Here is a 21,338-nt window from a genome sequence, read left to right as displayed (position 1 = left end):
CCTTCAAATGAACATTAATCTTGTCACATCTTTTACTGCAGCAAAACTACGAATGAACACATCTTTATTCATAACATGTACTAATTCATAGGTGTAGCTTCTTTTGTAAAAAGAAAGTTTTTCTACAAAAGACTCTCTAGGAATAACTATAAATTCTCTGATTCCTTCAGCTTCAATTTCCAATATTAAAAACAAAAATGTTTTGTCATTTATAGCCCTATCGAATTCCCGTACTAATTTTTCTTTATTAATTTTCTTCACCACCCTCAACAGCTTCATCACTTGTCGTGTAGTTTTTTGTAATAAAGAATCTATCATGTATGGGATCGTCCGAATGTTCAAAGCCTATTAATTCACGAATTTCATGACCGTTTGCAACAGCTGATCCCCGTAGCTTGTCCGCATCTTGCGCCATCTCGAGCGGACTCTTTTCGTTTACACCATAAACTCTCAGTTGAAGACCATCCTTGTAATCTTTTTCATCAATCAGCTTAGCTGTTAGTTCATCTTTAATTTGTTCCACTAAAGGCTTGGCGGTTAAACGAATGTAAGCTTTCATTGCTGTTTCATATTCGCTTAGTTCCCCAAGCACAAGAGCAGAAGGAATCCCAAGAATATTAGCAATCTGCTTGGTGGTGTCTTTCCTTAATTCTTCCAATTCCTTTACTGGTTGAGCTTTAGTCCCTTGCCCCTTTGTTATTTCGTCATAGTTAAAACCTTTCACTTTTGGAACAATGGCAAATGCACTTTTCTTAAATGCCGCATACATCCGAGATATGAAATCATTTAATGTCTTTCGGCTTTCATCATCCAACTTTTGCGTTGTTTCAATTTCTGCCAATGCTCGAATTTGATTTTCATACATTTTCGTTTCGACCATACGGGAAAACATTTCCGTATAATCCTTGAACATGCCATCTAAAAAACGAGTAAATTTTTTATTGTTGTACGTCATATAAATGACTTCACTCATTTTAAAATCACGCTTAAATGTATAGCCTTTTACAGTCACACTCTTAAAAATATCCTCATAGAGTGCGTATGGTATTTTGTCAAAACTATCAGCAATTAGTAGTTCGTTCGTGTCGCTTAAAATGACAAGCACTTCATTTTCTACTAGTAATGTATAAATGAAGTCTTTCCAAAATTCGGCAGCGCTCTGATTGCTATTCGGTCTAACGTTGAGCATATAATCAAAATCATGATCGATTCGCCTTTTATGTTTAATGAATCGAAAATCAGCCGTTGAAATTGTTCTACCCATTAAATTTACACAAGTTTCTATAGCTGAGTTTTTTAGATATAAACGTTGCTCAACATCTAAGCCAAAGAATTCCCAATCGTCAAGCGCTTCGGATAATTCTTCTCCTGATTCCCTGTTCCGTTTAAACATATCAAGTACACTCAAATTTTAATCACATCCTTTCATGGTGGATTAGGTTTGGATCACTTCTTATCGACAAATAAAAAATATACTTTTTCTAACAAAGCACTAACCACATAAAGAAATGGGATATGCAAGATTGTCAAAATACATATGGCAAACAAAATTAATACAAAATATAAAATAAGGTACAATACACCACCCCTAAAACTCAAAGCTATCAAGAAAATCTAAAACATCATCCACACTTTCATCTTCTAAATCACGGCTTGCCCACATGCCATAAAGAAACATCATGAAGCCATCCGTCTTACGTTTGACCGCTTCTTTTTTCCGGTAGACCTTATTTCCATTAGGGAGCCGTTTCACGAATACGTTATTTGTATACCAGCGCATTAAAGGATTGTCCCCAAAGATTACTCGTTCCTCTGAAAACGAAACTTCTATTTTTGGAGCTAACAAACCACTTGCAGCATCCGGATTACGGATGACCTCAACCTCAAACCCTTCTGTTTCAAACAATGGTTTTAATATTTCCATACGGTAGTTATCACCGATTACTTTTTTAATGTTCCAGCCTTCATCCCTTCGCTGAACAAACCAATCGACCACCATGTAAGGGTCCATCGTTTCTTTATCAATCACACTCAAAAGACCATCGTCTTCCCACTCACGAATTGGAGCGAATTTCCGATGGTCTTTTTTGTTATTCCCTTCCGCTTTTGGTCTGCTGTAAGCATAATGTTTATCAGCAAATGGTTTACAAACATATGAATGTGTTAATTCTTTTGGTACATAATATTTATCTTCTTTCATGAACAACAATCCCATTGCTACAAAGTCACGAACGGATGCATAATCCAAACAACCAATACATTCCCTGCGCTTTAATTCTTCTAGATCATAGGGTTGATTCGTAGCTTTAATCTTTTCCCAAGATGTAACGCTTTTTTCTAAATCTACTTTTGGAAGGTTCATCCGTTTCGTAATGAATTCTTCAAATCCACTAGGTTCATGTTCTAATTTCAAGTATTCCTTTTTTACTCGCCTAAAAAGATTTTCAGCATAAACCGACATAGGTTCGTGAAATTGTGGGTTAGCTTTCTGCCACATATCAAAATCGTGCATTTCATCTTCATCATCAAGAGCACACATAAAAGGGAACAATCCATCTTCACGAACATCAACATGTCCTTCCAGTAGATTCTTTGAACGTTCCTTTAATCTATCAATATAACCATCTCTTATAAATCCATCTGTACCAATATAAAACACTCGATCATAGATTACTTTACCAAGCCCACTTGTAAAAACATCAACAACCTCTGAATCCTCGTATCGATGTACCTCTTCAAAAATAACGCACCCATCACGTAAACCATCTTTTGTTCCAGCGTTAGATGTGTGAAATTGAAAAATGGACCTTGTTTCCCTTCCTTCAATCTGCGCTTTTTTATGGTCAAAATGCTCTTTTAAATTATCATCCATATCGATCGTGTTATAAACTTCGGTAAATGACATTTTCGCTTGTTTCTCACTATTGGCCACAACAGACACATTATAAAAATTAACACCATGTAGATCGCTAATGAAATAATTCGCTAATGTTGATATAAATCCTGTCTTACCTGCTCCACGTGCTTCATAATGAAAGTGTTCATTAAATACTAAAGTATCGTCATCATAAAACAAAAAAATAAAACACACCTTAAATTTCTGTGAAGGTGTGAGCGGAAAATAATATTTCTCTGTAAAGGTTATATAGTTCTCGATTTGTTCATCATCAAAATAAATACCATCCATAGTCAGAACATCTCGTTCCAACCATTCAATCAGTTTAATACGATCTATATTTAAAATTATTTTTCCGCTTCGCCAAGACTGAATATACTCATTCACATATTTGTGAGAAGTATAATTTAATACATTAAGCGTCAAATTAAACTACTCTTTCCTTTTTTCGTATCCTTCTCTTTTACAGGAGGGGGGTCAGGCGCCGGGCCAATACCAATTAAATGTTCAAGTCGTTCAAGTTTCTTAGCAATATCCAATTTTGTCGTAACGGAAGGATTCGTTTTGGCAAATCGTTGGCTACCATTTTCAATCCAAATCATTGTTCCATTTTTTCTTATGTCTGTATCACATTTGGCATCAATTTTTAAAAAGCTAATATATCTTTCAACATATGCTTTTTTCATTGCATCATTTTCGTGCTGTTTTAACAGTTCTTGGCGAAGTTTATTTATATCAGATACTTTCACCCTCTCCACCCCCTATCTGCTCTCAATTCGATTATTTTTAGACAGTTGAGCCCCCTGCCCGGTTCCCCCTTGAACTTTTTTTGCAAAACTTTTTGACCGGGGGCCTGCTACCAGCGTTCATCATCCCACTTAGGTTTTTTCTTTGGTGCGAATTCAAATCGTTTATGCCTTTTGTTGTGATGGAACTTGCACAGCACTCTTAGATTACTATCTTCTAATGCAAGTTCAGGGAAAGTCCTCTAACTCTTTGATGTGATCCACTTCCAAGATAGCATGATCTTTAGTGGTTACACCTCCATCTTCTTTACACCATGCACACTCATAGTTATCACGCTTGAGTATGTCTTCCCTCTTATCTCTCCATGCCTTTGAGTTGTAGAAGTTTCTTTGTTCAGCTTTAGTTAGCACATGTAATCAACTCCATAATAAAAAGACACTTACAATGAAGTAAGTGTCTTAGTTTTATTCAACGGGGTATAACTCTATGGGGATGTCTGCTTTCAGTTTGTCTCCCTCATCCCCGTAGAAGGTATATTCTTCTATGGATAAATCACCCTCACCAAACGTTTCAGCAAAACTATCGTCGCCATAAAAATAAGCGTTACCTCTATACCCTTCCTGGTTTGTTAATTTATATCTTCCTACATCTAAGTCTTCTCCAAAATAATACACGCCAGGATTAATTTTAATTGGTTCATCTTTAACTTTAGCTATTTCACCGTTGATCTTTTCTAACTCTTTTTCTTTTTCCTCTATGTCTGTTTCTAATGAAGTTATTTCTGCCTTATAATCAACAACAGTTTCTAACAGTTCTTCATGCTCAGCAGCTATCTCTTGTAGTTCATCATAATATTCTTTGTTATCGTCCAATTCCTTTGTAATGTCACGCAGTTCAATTTCTTTGTCCGCAATTAGCGATTGCAGTTCATCATACGTTACTTTATCTTCTTCAAGCTCTGCACCTTTTCCGACACCGTAAAGAATTGAAATTATCAGCGCTACAACTAATACTGCAATTATAATAAATAAGTACTTTCTCAACTCAATCACCCCGTAACTTTTTAACTTTATTATGATTGAGTTGGAAACTTTATGCAATTGTTTATGCTACAACTATAAAACAGATTTTCAATAGATTCTATACATTTTATACACCCTAAGAAAATGTTAAGTTATGGGCAAACTTAATTATTTTCATTATTTCAGCGTGTTTACTGTAAATATAATTCGGACTCAAATCTAATTCATCTGCAATATTAATTAGTTTTTTTCCTTCAACATACTTATGATAAAGTATTTTATTATCTAAACCGTCAAACATGCTAATTAACTTTTTAGCATTAAATAAATCATTCATCTTGTGGGCAAGTTCATATTCGAGTGCCGCGATCCTTTCCTCTAACCCTGAAGCAATGGAGTGCTCATTTAATTTGACCTTACTTAAATCACCACTTGTCCACCTTTTCAATTCTCTTTTTTCTCTATCTAGCTGGTATTCAAGATAATCAATTTCATTCGTTAATTTTTGATAGTCAAGCAGCCATTCGTACAAATTGCTTCACCTACCTTTTATGTTTGTTGTCAGAGATGAGTGTCAGAGATTAAAAACCTCAATAAGCTTTATTCTATCAACGTTTATACAACTGTCAGAGATACGGGAAAAAATTCTTTTATATTTTTATTATTGTTCTTTTTTTCTTATTTTTTATTTTTGTTTTATATATACTACTTTATCTATGACAGTAAGAATAAAATATACTATAAAGCTATATATAATAAGGGTCTATGACTGTCAGAGATGTTTTTTTCATCTATGACACTTAAGTTCATTGAAAAACCTTGAAAGCCTTGATATACATAAGTTAATGGGCTGTCATAGATGTTTATGCTATGTCTATGACTCTATCTATGACAGATTTATTATTTAACATATACTTCAGGACGTTTACCATCTTTTGTAATTCTTTTCTTGCCATACCCAGCACTCTTCAAGCGGCGACCAAATTCTGTATTACCTACAGCATTTAAACCATGTTCTTCACAGTAAGCGGCATACATACGATAGGCCGCACTAGTAACCTTTTCATTCATATCGTGTTCTTCTAAGAATGCTACAACACTATCGGACTCTACGAAATATTGTCTCGTAACATCTTCTATCGTTTCGGACTTCGACAGATCACCATTCTTCAGTATCCTTTCTACCCCCGCAAGCGCAAGTTTGAGAAGGTAGCTTTTTGCATTCGGACTGGACAGTTTTTCATCAATGCTCACGTCACGCTCCTGGACAACCGCATCACACGGTATAATTTGCATCCTTCTTTTAATCCCACCAGACTTATCTTTAAAGACGGGCAATTCGTTACAAGTAAAAACCAACGTTGCTTTATTGCTAAAAGCGATAGCTGTTTGGTATATGGGCCTAACCATCACCGGATCACCAGAAGCAATTGTTTTAAAGTTACTGGACTTGTCTAAATAAGAAGCGTCAATGTCATCCGCCACATTAAGGAGCGTACCAATCAAACTGTACACACTGGTATCATCTTCAAACTTATCAAGCGGTACATTTGTGTGTAGCCCCTCAGCGAATGCCTGCAGCATCTTAATTAAAGTTGACTTTCCATTACTACCGGATTCTCCCCAAAAGAAGAATGACTTGTGGGGAAATCCTTTTGTCATCAAAACATGGCCAAACATTTCCTCTATTACATTGCGTAAATCTTTCCGGTTACATGTAAACCAATTAAGGAAATTGTCCACATGCTCATCGTAAGCATCTTCTTTATAATCAATATTTAAGTAATATGGTGTAAAGCCTGGATCCACTTCAACCACTTCATTGTCATAAAGTACATATCCGTTCGCGAACTGTACGGGTAAATCGTCAGCATCTTGTAGTGTTGATTTAATCTGGAATAGATCAAGCAGCTGTTTATGTTGATTTGGTTTAAGGGCTATCAGTTTATCGATGGCTCTTAAGAGTAAATTATTATCATAAATAAAATGATCATCTTGCTTAAAGAAAAGTTTCCCTCGATATAAATGAATATCCAATCTCTCCACCAGAACCTCGCTGGTCATAATAATATCTTTCGGGTCCAGATACTTTTGTTTGGTTGGAGCAGGGTTCTTATTTTTAACTGATTGGATAGTGTTTTTGAGTTCACGCTCATCAAGTGGTTTCGCGAATACGTATTTATTGATGAAATCGGCAAGTTCATTTAATGTTTCGCCGTCTAATGAGTATTGTTCTAAGGTCGACAACAAATGACTGTATAAGGCACTGTTTCGTCCTTGCCCGTCTGTCATTTGATAAATGTCATGCCTTAACTTGCTCGGGTAAAGAAGAAATGGCAGTTCTGGCAAGTCATTTATATTATCAAGATATTGCTCATTTTCCATTCGTCTTAGTTTGCCATTTTGTTTAATGGTGGCATGTGCCCTGGTGCCAGTCTTATAATCCACCTTTGCACCACTGACTGTTAATTTGTCGGTATAGTTACGAAATGGTGTTCGAATATTTTCTGCTGTTGGCCTCTTATACCACAGATGAAACCCTCTGGTGGTATGTACTTTTAAAGTAGGATGGCTTGAATAAATCAAGCCACCTATGTCCGTGTAATCATCAAAATCTACTACAATAATATCTTTATTTAAAATGACCCCTGCATCATCATAATTTTTATGATCTGTTGAAAAAGTCTTAAAGTCATGCTTCGGTACCTTGCCATCTAATTCGATAAAGCGAAGCAAGCAATCACCTCTTTTCTATGGTGCGATGTGGTATAATAGAATAAATTAATTAGTATCCACTACTACCAAATCCATTGGACCCGCGTTCCGTATCTGGTAGTTTTTCTATTTCATAGGCATGTACTTGCGGTAACTTCTGAATGACCAGCTGGGATAGTTTGTCGCCTTTTTTGACGAGATACGTTCCATGTTCGTTTTTACAAAATAAATTATCAATAACAGTTCCATTGATATTAAATGTGTTTCCAAGAAAACGAAAAGAGACATCTGGTGGAAAATCGTTCGTATTGTCAACAATTACCCCAATTTCTCCCGTATACGAATTATCAATCGTTCCAAGCTGCACTCTTAATTTTGTTTTACTTGTCACACCACTTCTTGGTCTTACCTGTGCTTCATATCCATAAGGTAGATTAATTGCTATTCCTGTTTTAATAACTACCGTTTCACCAGGTTCAATAGTCACATTCTCATTTGCGAACAAATCAAAACCTGAATCACTGTAGTGTGCCCTTGCTGGCAAAATTGCATCATCTGCTAGTTTCTTGAAACCTACTTTAATCATTCAGATTCACCCTCCAATTCCTCATAACATTCATCACAATACAATACATGTCCAATATTTTTCATACGATCAAATTCGCAGATTTCCCCGCATTCTGGGCATGGTGTAGGCATATTCATTCAGATTCCTCCCCACTCATTAAAATCCCATATCCAGCAATATCATTCCAAGCATTTTCGTCACCCTGGTTCCCGTTTGCAATCCGCATTTGCTTGTCAAATAAACGAATGAGTCCAAGCATATCGTTATACTGACCCGGTTTAATTCCATTAGGATAGAGTATGTTTAAAAATTCGCCGCTCATATGAAAAGCATCTCCATACATTTCATTTTTGGATTGTACAAGTTCACCAATCCGTTTTCCGGTGTCAATGTAGTTCATTGGTTAGTCTCCCTTCGGTCCTGAAAGTTGTTCTGGTGTTGCCCACTTCAATTCTCTACCTCTGGCTCTTCTCACATAAAAATAAGGACTAAGATACTCTAATCGCTCTTTAGCTTTTGCTTTAGATGCATAGAGTGCAGGTTTCTTTTTGTTCGGATAAGCAGTGATCCAAGCACTCATTCGCTCACCTGTATAATAATCTCTAACCATTTTATCTCCCGCATAAAGTTTACCTGTGCCTTGTTCGGCAATTACATATAGTGGTCTCATTCTAATTCCTCCAACTCAATATTTATAATTTCCGGCATTTCTCCCAGCCGATCCTGTACAACTTTCCGTATTTTTTCCAGTTCTTCACCAAATGTGCCGTGCTTCCTTATAATTTCCTCAATTCTTTCGCCAACTTCATAAAAGAATTTAATTGCCCCTTCTTTCGTGGACATGAATAGATAATCAAAAATGTTCACAGGAATGATCATAATTTTAGCTCCTGTCGTTACCTCGGATACGTTTAGTCGGTCCCCCTTACCAATCGGGATAGCGCAAAATTGGTAATCTCCTACCTGAATGCCATGCCCGACGGCCGGTGTCCACTCTTTCATCGCTAGCCAGAATTGCTGGGGTTGCTCATTTACTGTTATTTTCATTTCCCTCCACCCTTCCATTGATTACTATGCTCAAGTACATAACGCCTACCAGATACATAAATCACAGTTGGAACATGTTTCTTCACTTTATCGACCTTCACAATTGGCCTATACTTTTCTCCTTTGGTGAATTTCCGCATCTAAAATATCCACCCTTCAATTTCTTTAATGTACCAATTCAAATCAATGTGCCGTTTGTTTAATTTGTCTAGTGACTCATTCCAAACCAAGCAGTTTTCCGATGTATAAGGAACTTTTGTATATTTGGTTTCCGCGCCTTTTTTTGTTTTATAGATGGACCCGGAATATTTATCCCTGGAAGCAAAAACGCGATTTACATCTGGAAGCTTTTCAAAATGACTAGTATACGTCCCTTCAAGTAACGTATCCTCTTTCATTTCGTGTGCCATTCCGTCAAATTTCCCGGCTTTCACGACGTTCTGAAACCTTTCGAGCCTATTCGCCCTCCACTCGTTTAAAACCGTCCTATTTGGCTTAATTCCGTCCATATAGTAATCAACTAATGCCTTATCAATAATCGTTAAGCTATTTCGCTCATAGTTCCCACCTTCATGGTTCGCAAACCGGCCACGAGCGTGTAACGTGTCATCGTCATATTTAATTACATAATTGTTCACATCGCGCTGGGCAATCTGTTTAATGTAATCAATCGTAAAATCTAAAGAATAATGTTCTCCAAACAAATGAACGATTTTTAAAATGGATTCTTTCATTACTGGTTCGTACTTGATAATAATTCCATCTGTATTCGTTTGGATAATCTCGCAAAACTTCTCTAATAATAAAATCAAATGAGTAAGAATCAGTTGGCCATTTACAACTACATTATTAGCAGCTTGGGGATTATAAAGGTTTGTCCACTTTGATTTCAACCCGCCATAGACAATATTCAATATAAGCTTGTATGCTTTTTCTATAGGACTTTCAAGTGCTTGTAATTTCTTTCTATCGTTATATATAGCCTGATAATAATCTTGCGCTTTTCCACTTAAAAAGCCATTATTCAAGATCAAGGAAGGATAATAAGACTTCACATCAATCTGCATGAAATGACCTTCTGAAGCATAATTATTTTTAGCAGCGTGCAACCCACCGAATCCATAAATGTGATCTAATCCTGCTAACTTAAAGGTGAACCTTTGTTTTTCCAAGTCTTTAAAATCTCGACCGCCCTGGAACTGTTTCTGAATATCTTTATAAAAATCAATGACGGGCTTAGGAAGTTCGGCAACTGCAAGCTGTTTATCAAAAGATAAGTTCAATCGATCCGCATCTTTACCTTTTCGTGATTTTAAAACATCACTGGCCAAGTTGACCCTGGTCTTTTTTAAAGATGATGCCGGAAGCTGAAATTCTTTCACGACCTCGAATTTACTGGTGAAATAATCTTCTCTTTCTTTAAAAATAAATTGCATAGTTTTCAAGTCTGTTTCAATGTCTGTCTTAGAAATGTCATAAGATAAATTTGCTTGTATTTCTTTTAAATCCAAATCGGGAAGCTCTTGTTTTAAGTCAATGCTAATTGGATTTTGTAAATTTAAAGTGAAGCGTTTCTTTCCTAGTATTCTTTGTAAGGATTCGTATGGATCCATGCCTTTTAAAATACTGGCAAGCAACTTATCATCCATACTGTAATTGTTATAACCAACCAGGAAGCTTATTTGAGACAAAAGGCGCTCTAAAGCGCCCTTGTCTATAATTGTTGTTATTTCATCATCTTTCATAAACACCGCTGACCAATCATTGTAGCCAGAAGCAGTTACTTTATAAAAAGTAAACATGACTTACTCAAACTGCGGTTCGTCACAAATGAAGTTTTGACCGCGTTTCCCTGTTTTTTTGTTTTCCCAGTTGGTTAACGTAAGGTCTACCTCTATTCCCACACCATTCTCGAATGCATCAACTAAACTAGTTTCTGGTGTTTCAAAATCCTCCGGATTCAACTCAACTCCCAATGCACCAGCCACGCGAAGTGCAAGTTTAATGTTCATATTCATGAACCGTTCGTTGTGGAAAGAGATCATTCCGAAATACTTACGACCTTCATAGCCTTCTGAAAGAATCTCAAATTGAAGAGATAACCATTCAAATCCATCATCGTTAGTTCTCCATTCAACATGTTCAAGCATTGCTTCATATGTTCCTTCTGGTAGTTCTTCAAAGTCACTAACTGCACCTTTCTTTACGTCAAAACCTTCTGCTAAAATTTTTGCTGCTGCATCCATTAAACTCATATTTAATCATTCTCCTTTTGTAATTTAATTCTTCTTAATGATTCACTATTCCAGGCTTCAAGCTGCCCTTTCAATTCCAAATATCTTAATTTAAACACTTTCAGTTCATCTTCTGTAATGACTACGTTTGGATTCTGGAAGACTTCTGCCAATTTATTTATATCATGCTGAATATCTTCTTTTATCCAATTGAAATGAGCTTCATCTGTTTTAACAGTGTATTTATTCATTCTGTTGCCACTCTCCTACGTTTACGCGTTCTTGGAGTAGGCTTTTTTGGTTCTGGCTCTTTAGTGTCCTTAACTTCCGTTGTTTTCTCTTGCTTATCCCCTTCGAGCGCTTCTTCACGTTCCTGCTGCTTCAAAGCACGCTCCACTTCCTGCTGTTTTTCCTCTTCTTTAATGATGGCCTCTTGCTCTTTCTTGGAAGTTTTCTGCGACCGATCATAAGCACCGGAAACCGTATCAAGTAATTTAGCAATGCGCTCATCGTCTACTTTGTCCCGAGTGTAATTTTTACGTTTAGAATCAACTCTACGAATATAGTTTTTTCCAACCTTGCGGCATAGAATAGTGTAATCACTATTTCCATTGACAATGTTCAACCATTTCAATTTAAGTGAAGGGACATAACGTTCCACATCATTTTCTGTAATGACATTGACCCTTGATAAATAGAGGACATTCATCCCTGTTTTCATGGTCAATTCTTTCAATCTCATAACCAGGACCCGGACCATCATTTCATGAGTCTGATGACCTTTCCCCCAACCAATATCACCAATGTTTTTTACTCCATGTTCTTCGATAATTTCTTGTTCAAAGAGCGTTACAACATCATCTATTACATCAATAACAATTGTTTCAAATGTGTGGTTACCTGCTTCAAGTTCCGTGATTGCTTGGATTAAGATTTCACTTGCTGGTTTGGTGATTTCCCCTTTTGCATTTCGTTCGTTGCGAATATTGATAGACGGTGTTTCAATCATTTCAGCATTTCCATCGGTATTCATGTTTAACGGATTCGGAAACTCATCTGCAAAGTAGGTTTTACCATGCATGGTTCCTCCAAAGATCACAAAGTTACGCGGCGTTTCTTTCGCTACCTTCCTTTCGTTCTTCGGCAAAATTGATATTGACATATTATTTTTCCTCCTCAACAATTTTAAAAGTCATATTGTTTTGCTTCATAAAAGCTTCCAATGCATCAAGCTGTGATTCCGTTCCAACCACTTCATAAACCTCAATGAATTGCTCTTCATCCTCTGTGGTGGTTGGTGGTTTAATTTCTTGCTTGAACTCGTTGTGCATTTTCTCGGCACCAGCCATCCGTTTTTCTTTTAATTCTTTTTCTCGCTTTTGCTCTAACTGGTTAATGGCATTCTTTGCATCATCTTCAATGATCTGTTTAATCTCATCATTTTCTTTATGACCAATTAAATGTATATAACTACTTTCTAAGAGTTCGGTACCCAGCTTTAAATTGGTAATTTCTACATGTTGCTTAATAAGTTCTTTTTGTGTTTCTTCCGTTAGTTTTTGGGCAATGATTGCATTCGTCTGCTCGTGTAACTCCTCTTCAATCGATTTAAGAGTAGTAGATTTGTTAAGGAAACGATCTTCAATCACAAGTTGGTCCGCAATCTCATCCGCAAGCTGTAAATCCTCAATGACTTGATTACGAATACCCTCCACCTTGATCCGTTTCTCCTCACGCTGTTTCTCATCAAAAGCTTTTGACTGTTCCAGAAGAGGATCAATGACAGAATCAAACTTTTCATTCAATTTTTTAGTCAGTGCTTCAAACTCTTTAATTGGTTCTGTCAGTTGTTTCTTCGTTTTGACCCGGTACTGATCAACTAAGCGCTTGCCTTTTCGTAAATCAGCAATGACCTTGTTGCATTCCTTCGCTTCTTTTTCTGTGAAGGTTAAACCCTCATACTTTTTAAGATTTTCTTCAAGTTGCTTTTCAATCTCTTCATAGTTAAATTCAATGATAGCTGGTTCAAATTTGACCGTTTTTACTTCTAACTCTGTAGCCATAGGCCTCTTTCCTCCTGGTATAATATTTTCTGGTAAACAGTTGTTATAATCCCATTCGCTTGCACCACGATTATTAGAAAGCCAATCGCATCTTTTCCAAAATAGTTCAATCTCATGAAGTAGGTTCTTTATGAAATCATCATCACGTTTTACGATAATAGAAGTGTCTAATCTTTTAGCATCAAATTCCAAATTGAAATCTGCCGGCCGTTCATATAGTGCAAGAACCCCTTGTTCTAAGTCATTTGCAAACATGTAAGCCTGCATCTGTGCTTTATAGACTTCTATTGTTGGTACAGCGCCATGTGTCTTTATTTCAAGTAATGTTTTTGCATCATAATCCACACCGTCTGTGTTGGCCCGAATACTGTTTTCTTCATCGATGGTAGATGTTTCTACAAATTCATAGTCGGTAGTGAGATTGATATACTCCCGAATCTGTGGCTCCATTGCATGGCCGTAAGCTGTATATTCGTTTCCTTGGAAATCCGATTTCGTGATACCAACTTTTTCACTTGCTAGTTCGTACTGTGTTTTAAATTTACTTAATCCAAGGATGACCGGAACGTCCGAACCACCAACATATTTATGGCGGTTCTCTGTTACGTTCGGTTCGTCGCGTTGGAGAAGGGAACTCATAACATTACAACTCCATCCCATTTTTTAATCGTATCGAACACGCGTAATTCTGGGTCATTTTGAGCATTCATAGCTCTTAACCAATCCATTAATTTATTTTCAACTTCTTTCAATGCATAAAATCTTATTTTAGCCGTAAATTGACTATTTACATCCGACAGATGAGCTTCATAACATTGTTCAATGTTCTTTATTATTGAAAGTCGATATTCATTTCCACCTATTAAAATACGTTTGTTTTCAAGCATGATTTGCTCACTCACATCCTCATCTCCTTTTTAAACAATTCTTCTGTAAAATCTTCCTTCCGTTTCAATGCTGCATAAACAGCTTCTTCAACGGACCCTTTTGTCACATATTCATATACAGTTACTTTTTTAGTTTGACCGTTACGGTATGCCCTACCTAGTGCCTGATCATGATTCTGATATGAATACGTTGGCGTATAAATGATGACGATGTTTGCATACTGTAATTCAATGGCAGCAGCCCCGGCTTGATACTGAACAATGGTGACTGAATTTTTCAAGCCATCTTTTTCTTCTTCACTCGGAAGACTGAATTTCTGGCCACTCACTTCATAAACGGTCTTACCTAATTTCTTCATTGCCTTAACCAATTCATCTTTTTCTTTTGTGAAGTTGTAGAAGATGATAATATTTTCTTCTGTCCCTTCTGCCAACATTTCTGTATATTTCAGCTTGTCCTTTTGATTGGCATAGTACCGTAAGCCGTACTGAAGTTTCTGGACCGTGTCATAAAGTTCTAATTCACCGTCGACTTCCAGGACTCTATCTTTATGAATCTTGTTATATTCTGTCGACTTCTTAAACTCTATTGGCTCGTGATGTATTCCAGGTAGATCAAGGCACTCTTCTTTTGCTAGTCTGATAGAAAAAGACTGATAGAGTTTGTTTAGCTTGTCCTTTTCTGTGAAATCGACAACGGCCTTAAATCTTCGGTTGCCAAAGAATTTGTCCTCATAAATCGCATGTTGCTTTAGAAACTGTGTTTTATTCTTGTAATGACCGAACATAATCATGTAAGCAATCGTGTCCTCCCACCCGTTAGAACTTGGTGTAGCACTCAGTAGGAGAAAGTTCGTACTAGCCTGTGAAAGCTTAATTCCTGCCTTGCCACGTTGACTTGTTGGGTTCTTAATGTAATGGCACTCATCATAGACGACAAACCAGCCAGCGAACTCTTTCCAGCGCCTAGCAAGGACACCGTAGCTTAATGACTCATACTCAATGTCGATACCATAATGATTGGAAACAAAATCAATTTCACGATCCCAGCCACCTTCATTTATCTTTTGTGGAGGAGCCACTATCAATAACGGTTCACCATTTGAATGCCTGATGTAATGATGAATAGCCATCATGGTTTTTCCGGTACCGGTATCTGCAGCAATCAAATAGTCTGGATCGATTTTATTGAGTAAGTCTTTCTGAAAATCATATAACACGGAATTCCTTAAGATTTTCCTTCGCTTCTTCGAGACTGTAAGCGACAAAGGCAGCACCTCCCGATTTACGAATTAACTCTATATGTGCCGCCTGAAGCGGACTAACCACACCACCCGGTTGTTTCACTTCAATGGCCACGAACTTCCCATTTACACATGCTGTAATATCCGGTGTGCCAGCACGGCTATAAATAGAACCATGATTCTTAATATGGTAAGCGCCTAAGCTGTCCAGGTAACGTTGTATTGCATTTTCAATGCGTTTTTCGCTCATATACGACCACTAGAACGGAGTAGATCCATATCTGACTTTTTAGCTTTACGTGCTTTTAATTTCTGGTTCGGCTCTTCATAGAAATAGTCTTCCAGTTCTTCCGATGATGTTTGGTTATCCTCAACAAGTTCAGCAATTCCGACCACGTTTAATTCTGTTTGAGTTCGACCTGTTTCTTCCGCAAGTCTTGCTTTATCAAATTTACGAGTATGCGTATTAACGACCGACAAAATATGCGGCACATCATCTTTATAAGCAAGGACATTTCCATGTTCTAAAATGTGCTCAATTATTTTTGCTTCTTTCTTATTAATGAGATCCATATCTTTCTTACGCTGTTTTTTCAGTTGCTCCATTTCGTTAAAAAGACCATTGATTTCTGATTGCTTCAAATGTGTATTTACATTAACATCCATTTTAAAAAAATCTCCCCTCGTGTTATAATGTCAGTAATATATATTTTTTCTTAAATCACCAGTTGGCGCTGGTGGTTTTTTATTTTCTCAACCATGTTAGCTCTAAGGACCTTAAAGCTTTTACCTTTAATACCAAGGTTGCTTTGAATCTCTTTATAGGTATAGCCTGCAATTCGTTGGTGAAATAGATTGTTTTCTTGTTTATTGAAGCCAGATGAAACTTCCTCAAAATAAAACCTGTCTAAAGCTTGCTCTTCAAGATTTATTTCAGAATGAATCGTTTCTACAATCTCTATACCTTCAACTATCTCCGCATTTATACTTTCGCTATAATCACACTGGCGGATTGGTCGCTTTAAATAGCTTAGATAGTCTAGCAATTTCAAACGAATGATCCGATGTGCATAGCTGTCAAAAGACAAGCCATCTTCCATTGGTCGAAAATTTTCACTTGCTTTCCATAGGGCAATCCTACCGACTTGGATTAAATCATCCATTTCAATCCGGTACTTTCACAAATGTATTGTGCTCGGAAATGAATGCGTAAAACGCGTCTTATGATATATTCCTTTTCGAACAGAAAGTCATTTGTTGGCATGAAACTCACCTCCCCTCACTTTCCCAATCGACAACTAATGCAGTCAGTGCTTTTGATTTATCCACCCGACTTTCAAAACGACGTTTCCCGGTTGGTGTTGTCATCCAATGAATAAACTCTGGATTTACATTTAGTGCATCAGCGCATTCTTTTTGAGTGCCCATAACCAAGAAATCATCGCCCTTGTAAACTGCATAAATAGCGTTTCTTGAGTAGGTCATTCCTTTAGGTTTTTCCAAAGTCGTTCACCCCCCTTCAAAACATGTGCCTTCTTAAATAAGATGTAGCTTGTTCGCTAATGTCTCTATCAATCTTCTTGCGATTAAGAGCATGAAGTGTATCCAACGAACGTTCAAGCTTCAACATGACTTCCCTCTTAGAACTAAATTCCGCATTTTCAGCCATATGCAAAGCATTAATTGATGTGTTCATGATGTTTTCTACTTCATCCAGCATTTGTTGCCAATCCTCCATGAGGTAGTGTTCTTTAAGAGCCAATTTTCTTCACCTCACTTATCATTTACTATTTTTTTAAAACAAACATCACACAATAAGCTTCTTTTATTTCTTGGCGGGCTTCCGCATTCGATGCATTTGTTCATTCTGATTCACTCCTTTCAGTGCTTCGGTGACTACCCTTATAACTTCGGGATCATCTGAATATAAGAGATCTTCCAAAGCCTGTTTGTAGCGCTCTATTTTCTTCTGCATTAGATTACTAACATGTTGTCCAGTAGCAATTGCGCTTTCTAAATCTTCAACACGATTGATAAGGTATTGAAGCGCATCCGCCCTCTTTTTACCGTACTCATAATCTTCTTTAGTCTTTTGATTAGAAAGGATTACGTTTATATCTCCTAGCCATTCTTTGGCTTCTTGTATCTGGTCAGTCATTCACTCCCACTCCCTTTCGCATGTTTTATCATTTGTCCAACTGTAACGATTTCGCGTAAATCTGTGGAGTATTCAACAGTTGATAATTTGGCGTGTAGATCACCGTCTGCTACATAATCAAGTAGTTCGTTGCTAAACATTTTTACAATCACCCCTTTCAACCACGGTGCATACTCCAAATCTCTAAGTTCCTGCTGTCTGTAATATTCTTTTCCGTAACCCTCTGTATCCCAGCAGTTCATGCACACTGTACAGGCATCTGGATTAGAAACATTAATACCTTGCCTGTCAACTACTTCAAAATGAAAATCGTCGTTATCTGACAGAATCATCTTTCCGCAGTTATCACAGGGATATGGTTCGTATGACATCACTTATCCCTCCCTAAAATTTTCTTGCATAGCTTACTGCACGATATAAATTCATTACTTCTTCATTTTTTTCGTTATATTTTCTGTCGTACAAAACTGGAATGTTGTACGTCAGTTCCAGGTCATTCATTAACGAACCTAATCTCCTTGTTCGGATTGGTTCATCACATTTATCTATCTCGTAAAATCGTTCCTGATAAGATTGCAGTTCTTCGTGTGCCATTTTTCTCTCTCCCTTTGATTTAGCATCTGTCCATGCACTTTTTTATTTTTACTGCCATTCATCCATAATTTCACGAATTACATTTAAGCTTTCTTCATAAAACCAAAAACGTTTCCCTTTTTCTTTCCTACGTTCCAATAACTTCATCCGTGGATCATGAAGTATTTCTTGTTCCAGGAACGATTTTGACATGCACGTTCGTTTTGCCATTTCATTAATATCCCAAGTGAAAAGCGACTCGTTAATACTTTCATCCAGTTTTCGGTTGATATAATTTCTTATTTCATCTTGGTTTATATCAATCTGAACTTGTGCAGGAATCATCTAATCACCCCTGATATTTAAAATTGTGCAAATGTGCTTAATATGCTCCTGTGCTTTTGGGCCTGTTCTTCTTCCATTAAGAATGTCTGAAAGATATGGTCCTGATATTCCTAGCAACTCTGCAAGTTCTCCATGTTTCATCTTTTTTCTGTAAAGCTCATTTCTTACACGAATACTTAAATCATCTGACATATTTTCACACCCCTCACTTCCTTGTATTATTAGCGTTGCTACCGCCACATAAGCTATAAATCCATACATGATATACCTTCATTGGCTAGGTATCACAGCGCACAAATTAATAATTAGCTAAATAATTAGCGAAAAGCATTGACAAAAATTAAAACTAGATTTAATATATAGACATAGCTAAATAAGACTTTAAAAAGCCTGTAACTACACATTTTATCTGCTCCCCAGCGTAAAAATGTTTTTAGATAGGTCATATTTTTTATTGTCTTTTTTCGCTAATCAAATAGCTTACCTAGAGTATATTAAAACTAGTTTTAAAAGTCAACAGTTTTATTGAAGTTTTTTAAAAGTAGTTTTAATTAACGGGTGCTTAAATGGAAGGAAACGTTGATATGAATGCTTTTGATCGCCTAAAAAATCTTTGCGATGAACAAGGTATTTCTGTGAATACTTTAGAAGAAAGACTAGAAATTGGTAGAAATTCCTTATATTCATGGAAGAAAAATATACCTAAGGGAACCAATTTAATCAAAGTAGCCGACTATTTTGACGTATCCACCGATTATCTTCTTGGTCGTACCGACAAAAAACGTTACTACGATCTAACAGAAAAAGACGAAAGAGATATTGAAAAACAACTAGAGGATATTATCAATAATGTGGAAAGTGAATCGGGGTTTGCAGCATTCGATGGTAGCACACTTGATGAATTAGATGAGGAAAATAGAGAAATCATGATCGCATCTTTAAAAAATGCATTAAGAATGCATAAGCGGTTAGCTAAAAAGAAATTCACTCCTAAGAAATACAGATAAAGGGACTGATTCCGTGGCAATAAAAAAGAAGGTGGGTCAATTAGTTAAGAAGTACGGCACAAACAATCCTTTTGAACTTGCAAAGGCTTTAAATATTGAAGTTATATTTGAACCCTTAGGGAGTTCTCTGGGTTATTTCAGCAGGTTTAATCGTACTTCTATCATACACATCAATGAATCACTCCCTTACGAAAAACAATTGACTACCTGTGCACATGAATTAGGGCATGTATTGTTGCATCCCGATTTAAATACAGCATTTTTAAAAGCTAACACTTACTATCCTACAAGTAAAATCGAACAGGAAGCCAATGAATTTATGTTAGAACTTTTATTTAATCAAAACAATATTGATGCTATAACAATCAAAGAAGCTACTGAAGATTACGGAGTACCTGAACAGTTACTCCATAAAAAATTTTACACTTAAAAGAACACACGTTTCACTTTAAGGAGGTGATGCAAAATAAAAAAATATCTACTCCCCTAAACAAGCATCTGTCCATGCATACGAAAGGGATAGATATTAATGACAAAATTACACAAGACAAAGAAGGATTCAGAGCTGTATTATTATTTCACAGCAAAGAAAGAAAAACGCTGGATGTTCAGACACCGATATTATGACGAGCTTGGTAAGCGCAGGGAAAAATCTAAACAAAGCTTCACAAGCGAAAATGAAGCGTATAGGAAGCTTTTAGAGGTTAGGATAGCTATTAGTAATGGAGACACAAAACAAGTCGAGAACAGCAACATAACTGTATCGGAATGGCTTGATATTTGGTATGAAACTAAGCATGTTGGTTGGGAAATTACTACACAAAAAGACCGTAAGAGATACATCGATGATATTTACAAACCGCGAATCGGTAAATACAAATTATCGAAACTTGACGGCATGACTTATGAAAGAGAATTCATTAATGATTTGCTGGAAGATTATGCACCAAGCTCTATAAAGTTATTTCATAATACATTTAAAATCGCTATAAATGCAGCTGTAACAAACGAAGTTATTAAGAAAAATAATATATCTCATATCACCATTCCAGAAAGGAATAAGAAAGAGGATAATTTTTTAAGTCAATCAGAGTTAAATAAGCTTTTAAATGCTGCTAAAAGCCAAACAAGCATAACAATGAATGCTTTATTTTTCTTCATAGCTAATACAGGTGTACGTAAAGGTGAGGCGCATGGTTTGCGTTGGCGCGATATTGATTTTAAAAATAGGATTATAAAAATAGAACGGACCCGAGATGAGCATGGTATCCGTCCCCCAAAAACGTTAAATAGTTATCGATCTATTCCTGTCGATATTAACACAATTAATAATTTAAAAGAATATCGTTCGTGGTGCAAACAAAAGAAATTCAAGTATGGGGAACATCTAAAAGAAGATAATCTTGTCTTCATTTCAAATCGTGGGGGAATCCCGGTTAGTCATAACGCAATCAATCAAGCCTTATCATCTGTGATTGAAAAAAATGCTATTAAAAAAATAACCCCGCATGGATTACGTCATACGCATGCAACTATTTTATTAAATAAGGGAGTTTCCGTTGCTACGGTTGCAAAGCGATTAGGAAACACTGCTGAAGAAATTCATCGAACTTATGGCCATTCTGATGAAGATGCAGATTTACAAGCGGTAGAAATATTTAGTAAAGCGATAAATAGTTAAACTGGGGGAGGTTTTGGGGGGGACTTTTAAAAAACAACCTCCCAAACCCCGGTATTATCAATGTTTTTCGAACCAATTAATGTTATATATCATAACATATCTGTTTATCAAAGGTTATTATTAAATGGGTGTGTAGTCAAGTTGGGTCAAT

33 protein-coding genes are annotated in these 21,338 nt (G+C 36.5%); 3 read left to right on the top strand and 30 right to left on the bottom strand.

The window, feature by feature from the left end:
• Window positions 1–3 precede the first annotated feature (3 nt).
• From SPD53_RS02120 to SPD53_RS01970, 30 genes are all read right to left on the bottom strand, one after another.
• On the bottom strand, window positions 4–261 hold the full coding sequence (locus SPD53_RS02120) for a hypothetical protein (protein ID WP_336251518.1): 258 nt from the start codon (window positions 259–261) through the stop codon (window positions 4–6).
• Entirely contained in the window at window positions 248–1,408 is a 1,161-nt protein-coding gene (locus tag SPD53_RS02115) for a phage portal protein (protein ID WP_336251517.1), read from the bottom strand. The genes SPD53_RS02120 and SPD53_RS02115 overlap by 14 nt, the downstream gene beginning before the upstream one ends.
• A 180-nt stretch (window positions 1,409–1,588) precedes the next feature.
• Window positions 1,589–3,283, bottom strand: a complete 1,695-nt coding sequence (locus SPD53_RS02110) for a terminase TerL endonuclease subunit (RefSeq protein WP_336251516.1) — start codon at window positions 3,281–3,283, stop codon at window positions 1,589–1,591.
• Window positions 3,284–3,318: 35 nt separating this feature from the next.
• Complete coding sequence (locus SPD53_RS02105) at window positions 3,319–3,645, bottom strand: P27 family phage terminase small subunit (protein ID WP_336251515.1); 327 nt, start codon at window positions 3,643–3,645, stop codon at window positions 3,319–3,321.
• Window positions 3,646–4,107: 462 nt separating this feature from the next.
• The gene (locus SPD53_RS02095; protein ID WP_336251514.1) at window positions 4,108–4,686 is read right to left on the bottom strand and encodes a hypothetical protein; all 579 of its coding nucleotides are present in this window, start codon (window positions 4,684–4,686) and stop codon (window positions 4,108–4,110) included.
• 115 nt (window positions 4,687–4,801) lie between these two features.
• Window positions 4,802–5,197, bottom strand: a complete 396-nt coding sequence (locus SPD53_RS02090) for a hypothetical protein (protein WP_188857378.1) — start codon at window positions 5,195–5,197, stop codon at window positions 4,802–4,804.
• A gap of 368 nt (window positions 5,198–5,565) precedes the next feature.
• On the bottom strand, window positions 5,566–7,401 hold the full coding sequence (locus SPD53_RS02085) for a phage/plasmid primase, P4 family (protein WP_188857381.1): 1,836 nt from the start codon (window positions 7,399–7,401) through the stop codon (window positions 5,566–5,568).
• Between the two features lie 49 nt (window positions 7,402–7,450).
• Window positions 7,451–7,966, bottom strand: a complete 516-nt coding sequence (locus SPD53_RS02080; RefSeq protein ID WP_336251513.1) for a dUTP diphosphatase — start codon at window positions 7,964–7,966, stop codon at window positions 7,451–7,453.
• Window positions 7,963–8,085: a hypothetical protein gene (locus SPD53_RS02075; protein ID WP_336251512.1), complete on the bottom strand. Its 123-nt coding sequence runs from the start codon at window positions 8,083–8,085 to the stop codon at window positions 7,963–7,965. Before SPD53_RS02075 ends, SPD53_RS02080 begins: the two co-directional genes overlap by 4 nt.
• Window positions 8,082–8,348, bottom strand: a complete 267-nt coding sequence (locus tag SPD53_RS02070) for a hypothetical protein (RefSeq protein ID WP_336251511.1) — start codon at window positions 8,346–8,348, stop codon at window positions 8,082–8,084. The genes SPD53_RS02075 and SPD53_RS02070 overlap by 4 nt, the downstream gene beginning before the upstream one ends.
• A gap of 3 nt (window positions 8,349–8,351) precedes the next feature.
• Window positions 8,352–8,618, bottom strand: a complete 267-nt coding sequence (locus tag SPD53_RS02065) for a hypothetical protein (RefSeq protein WP_188857390.1) — start codon at window positions 8,616–8,618, stop codon at window positions 8,352–8,354.
• Window positions 8,615–8,995: a hypothetical protein gene (locus SPD53_RS02060; protein WP_336251510.1), complete on the bottom strand. Its 381-nt coding sequence runs from the start codon at window positions 8,993–8,995 to the stop codon at window positions 8,615–8,617. Before SPD53_RS02060 ends, SPD53_RS02065 begins: the two co-directional genes overlap by 4 nt.
• Window positions 8,992–9,135: a hypothetical protein gene (locus tag SPD53_RS02055; RefSeq protein ID WP_188857397.1), complete on the bottom strand. Its 144-nt coding sequence runs from the start codon at window positions 9,133–9,135 to the stop codon at window positions 8,992–8,994. The genes SPD53_RS02060 and SPD53_RS02055 overlap by 4 nt, the downstream gene beginning before the upstream one ends.
• Window positions 9,136–10,797 (bottom strand): DNA polymerase B, encoded by a 1,662-nt coding sequence (locus SPD53_RS02050; RefSeq protein WP_336251509.1) that lies wholly within the window; start codon window positions 10,795–10,797, stop codon window positions 9,136–9,138.
• A 3-nt stretch (window positions 10,798–10,800) separates the two neighbouring features.
• Entirely contained in the window at window positions 10,801–11,250 is a 450-nt protein-coding gene (locus tag SPD53_RS02045; RefSeq protein ID WP_336251508.1) for a DUF669 domain-containing protein, read from the bottom strand.
• 2 nt (window positions 11,251–11,252) lie between these two features.
• Window positions 11,253–11,480, bottom strand: a complete 228-nt coding sequence (locus tag SPD53_RS02040; protein WP_336251507.1) for a hypothetical protein — start codon at window positions 11,478–11,480, stop codon at window positions 11,253–11,255.
• Window positions 11,477–12,391 carry an AAA family ATPase gene (locus tag SPD53_RS02035; protein WP_336251506.1) on the bottom strand — a complete coding sequence of 305 codons (915 nt, stop codon included), beginning with the start codon at window positions 12,389–12,391 and terminating at the stop codon, window positions 11,477–11,479. The genes SPD53_RS02040 and SPD53_RS02035 overlap by 4 nt, the downstream gene beginning before the upstream one ends.
• A gap of 1 nt (window position 12,392) precedes the next feature.
• Window positions 12,393–13,931: a DUF1351 domain-containing protein gene (locus SPD53_RS02030; protein WP_336251505.1), complete on the bottom strand. Its 1,539-nt coding sequence runs from the start codon at window positions 13,929–13,931 to the stop codon at window positions 12,393–12,395.
• On the bottom strand, window positions 13,928–14,194 hold the full coding sequence (locus SPD53_RS02025; protein ID WP_336251504.1) for a hypothetical protein: 267 nt from the start codon (window positions 14,192–14,194) through the stop codon (window positions 13,928–13,930). The genes SPD53_RS02030 and SPD53_RS02025 overlap by 4 nt, the downstream gene beginning before the upstream one ends.
• The gene (locus SPD53_RS02020; protein ID WP_336251503.1) at window positions 14,191–15,399 is read right to left on the bottom strand and encodes a DEAD/DEAH box helicase; all 1,209 of its coding nucleotides are present in this window, start codon (window positions 15,397–15,399) and stop codon (window positions 14,191–14,193) included. Before SPD53_RS02020 ends, SPD53_RS02025 begins: the two co-directional genes overlap by 4 nt.
• A complete protein-coding gene (locus tag SPD53_RS02015) occupies window positions 15,389–15,673 on the bottom strand; it encodes a VRR-NUC domain-containing protein (protein ID WP_336251502.1) in 285 nt (94 codons plus the stop codon). The genes SPD53_RS02020 and SPD53_RS02015 overlap by 11 nt, the downstream gene beginning before the upstream one ends.
• The gene (locus tag SPD53_RS02010; protein ID WP_336251501.1) at window positions 15,670–16,089 is read right to left on the bottom strand and encodes a hypothetical protein; all 420 of its coding nucleotides are present in this window, start codon (window positions 16,087–16,089) and stop codon (window positions 15,670–15,672) included. Before SPD53_RS02010 ends, SPD53_RS02015 begins: the two co-directional genes overlap by 4 nt.
• Window positions 16,090–16,139: 50 nt before the next feature.
• Complete coding sequence (locus tag SPD53_RS02005) at window positions 16,140–16,586, bottom strand: sigma-70 family RNA polymerase sigma factor (protein WP_336251500.1); 447 nt, start codon at window positions 16,584–16,586, stop codon at window positions 16,140–16,142.
• A gap of 106 nt (window positions 16,587–16,692) precedes the next feature.
• On the bottom strand, window positions 16,693–16,926 hold the full coding sequence (locus SPD53_RS02000) for a hypothetical protein (protein ID WP_229782682.1): 234 nt from the start codon (window positions 16,924–16,926) through the stop codon (window positions 16,693–16,695).
• 16 nt (window positions 16,927–16,942) lie between these two features.
• Window positions 16,943–17,161, bottom strand: a complete 219-nt coding sequence (locus SPD53_RS01995) for a hypothetical protein (protein ID WP_188857416.1) — start codon at window positions 17,159–17,161, stop codon at window positions 16,943–16,945.
• An 87-nt stretch (window positions 17,162–17,248) separates the two neighbouring features.
• On the bottom strand, window positions 17,249–17,581 hold the full coding sequence (locus tag SPD53_RS01990) for a hypothetical protein (protein ID WP_336251499.1): 333 nt from the start codon (window positions 17,579–17,581) through the stop codon (window positions 17,249–17,251).
• Window positions 17,578–17,952 carry a hypothetical protein gene (locus SPD53_RS01985; RefSeq protein WP_336251498.1) on the bottom strand — a complete coding sequence of 125 codons (375 nt, stop codon included), beginning with the start codon at window positions 17,950–17,952 and terminating at the stop codon, window positions 17,578–17,580. The genes SPD53_RS01990 and SPD53_RS01985 overlap by 4 nt, the downstream gene beginning before the upstream one ends.
• 13 nt (window positions 17,953–17,965) lie before the next feature.
• On the bottom strand, window positions 17,966–18,175 hold the full coding sequence (locus SPD53_RS01980; RefSeq protein WP_336251497.1) for a hypothetical protein: 210 nt from the start codon (window positions 18,173–18,175) through the stop codon (window positions 17,966–17,968).
• Between the two features lie 48 nt (window positions 18,176–18,223).
• Window positions 18,224–18,499 carry a hypothetical protein gene (locus SPD53_RS01975; RefSeq protein ID WP_336251496.1) on the bottom strand — a complete coding sequence of 92 codons (276 nt, stop codon included), beginning with the start codon at window positions 18,497–18,499 and terminating at the stop codon, window positions 18,224–18,226.
• A complete protein-coding gene (locus SPD53_RS01970) occupies window positions 18,500–18,760 on the bottom strand; it encodes a helix-turn-helix domain-containing protein (protein ID WP_442946172.1) in 261 nt (86 codons plus the stop codon).
• A gap of 323 nt (window positions 18,761–19,083) precedes the next feature.
• Between SPD53_RS01970 and SPD53_RS01965 the strand changes: the two genes are divergently transcribed.
• The 3 genes from SPD53_RS01965 to SPD53_RS01955 all read left to right on the top strand — a co-directional run bounded on the left by SPD53_RS01965 (window position 19,084) and on the right by SPD53_RS01955 (window position 21,187).
• Window positions 19,084–19,506 (top strand): helix-turn-helix domain-containing protein, encoded by a 423-nt coding sequence (locus SPD53_RS01965; RefSeq protein ID WP_336251495.1) that lies wholly within the window; start codon window positions 19,084–19,086, stop codon window positions 19,504–19,506.
• Window positions 19,507–19,519: 13 nt separating this feature from the next.
• Window positions 19,520–19,936 (top strand): ImmA/IrrE family metallo-endopeptidase, encoded by a 417-nt coding sequence (locus SPD53_RS01960; protein ID WP_336251494.1) that lies wholly within the window; start codon window positions 19,520–19,522, stop codon window positions 19,934–19,936.
• A 99-nt stretch (window positions 19,937–20,035) separates the two neighbouring features.
• Entirely contained in the window at window positions 20,036–21,187 is a 1,152-nt protein-coding gene (locus SPD53_RS01955; RefSeq protein WP_336251493.1) for a tyrosine-type recombinase/integrase, read from the top strand.
• The last annotated feature ends 151 nt before the right edge of the window (window positions 21,188–21,338 follow it).

The sequence above is a fragment of the Oceanobacillus sp. MO10714A genome (genome assembly GCF_037072045.1).
GTDB lineage: Bacteria > Bacillota > Bacilli > Bacillales > Amphibacillaceae > Oceanobacillus > Oceanobacillus indicireducens.
Note: the sequence above shows the minus strand (reverse complement) of the source record. Positions and strands in the feature narration are given on the sequence as shown.

What these genes read in the sequence shown, in the direction of transcription:
- SPD53_RS02080 (WP_336251513.1), bottom strand. Translation starts at nt 7,966, where the DNA reads ATGATTAAAGTAGGTTTCAAGAAACTAGCAGATGATGCAATTTTGCCA.
- SPD53_RS02075 (WP_336251512.1), bottom strand. Translation starts at nt 8,085, where the DNA reads ATGAATATGCCTACACCATGCCCAGAATGCGGGGAAATCTGCGAATTT.
- SPD53_RS02070 (WP_336251511.1), bottom strand. Translation starts at nt 8,348, where the DNA reads ATGAACTACATTGACACCGGAAAACGGATTGGTGAACTTGTACAATCC.
- SPD53_RS02065 (WP_188857390.1), bottom strand. Translation starts at nt 8,618, where the DNA reads ATGAGACCACTATATGTAATTGCCGAACAAGGCACAGGTAAACTTTAT.
- SPD53_RS02060 (WP_336251510.1), bottom strand. Translation starts at nt 8,995, where the DNA reads ATGAAAATAACAGTAAATGAGCAACCCCAGCAATTCTGGCTAGCGATG.
- SPD53_RS02055 (WP_188857397.1), bottom strand. Translation starts at nt 9,135, where the DNA reads ATGCGGAAATTCACCAAAGGAGAAAAGTATAGGCCAATTGTGAAGGTC.
- SPD53_RS02050 (WP_336251509.1), bottom strand. Translation starts at nt 10,797, where the DNA reads ATGTTTACTTTTTATAAAGTAACTGCTTCTGGCTACAATGATTGGTCA.
- SPD53_RS02045 (WP_336251508.1), bottom strand. Translation starts at nt 11,250, where the DNA reads ATGAGTTTAATGGATGCAGCAGCAAAAATTTTAGCAGAAGGTTTTGAC.
- SPD53_RS02040 (WP_336251507.1), bottom strand. Translation starts at nt 11,480, where the DNA reads ATGAATAAATACACTGTTAAAACAGATGAAGCTCATTTCAATTGGATA.
- SPD53_RS02035 (WP_336251506.1), bottom strand. Translation starts at nt 12,391, where the DNA reads ATGTCAATATCAATTTTGCCGAAGAACGAAAGGAAGGTAGCGAAAGAA.
- SPD53_RS02030 (WP_336251505.1), bottom strand. Translation starts at nt 13,931, where the DNA reads ATGAGTTCCCTTCTCCAACGCGACGAACCGAACGTAACAGAGAACCGC.
- SPD53_RS02015 (WP_336251502.1), bottom strand. Translation starts at nt 15,673, where the DNA reads ATGAGCGAAAAACGCATTGAAAATGCAATACAACGTTACCTGGACAGC.
- SPD53_RS02010 (WP_336251501.1), bottom strand. Translation starts at nt 16,089, where the DNA reads ATGGATGTTAATGTAAATACACATTTGAAGCAATCAGAAATCAATGGT.
- SPD53_RS02005 (WP_336251500.1), bottom strand. Translation starts at nt 16,586, where the DNA reads ATGGATGATTTAATCCAAGTCGGTAGGATTGCCCTATGGAAAGCAAGT.
- SPD53_RS01995 (WP_188857416.1), bottom strand. Translation starts at nt 17,161, where the DNA reads ATGGAGGATTGGCAACAAATGCTGGATGAAGTAGAAAACATCATGAAC.
- SPD53_RS01990 (WP_336251499.1), bottom strand. Translation starts at nt 17,581, where the DNA reads ATGACTGACCAGATACAAGAAGCCAAAGAATGGCTAGGAGATATAAAC.
- SPD53_RS01985 (WP_336251498.1), bottom strand. Translation starts at nt 17,952, where the DNA reads ATGTCATACGAACCATATCCCTGTGATAACTGCGGAAAGATGATTCTG.
- SPD53_RS01980 (WP_336251497.1), bottom strand. Translation starts at nt 18,175, where the DNA reads ATGGCACACGAAGAACTGCAATCTTATCAGGAACGATTTTACGAGATA.
- SPD53_RS01975 (WP_336251496.1), bottom strand. Translation starts at nt 18,499, where the DNA reads ATGATTCCTGCACAAGTTCAGATTGATATAAACCAAGATGAAATAAGA.
- SPD53_RS01970 (WP_442946172.1), bottom strand. Translation starts at nt 18,760, where the DNA reads ATGTATGGATTTATAGCTTATGTGGCGGTAGCAACGCTAATAATACAA.
- SPD53_RS01965 (WP_336251495.1), top strand. Translation starts at nt 19,084, where the DNA reads ATGAATGCTTTTGATCGCCTAAAAAATCTTTGCGATGAACAAGGTATT.
- SPD53_RS01955 (WP_336251493.1), top strand. Translation starts at nt 20,036, where the DNA reads ATGACAAAATTACACAAGACAAAGAAGGATTCAGAGCTGTATTATTAT.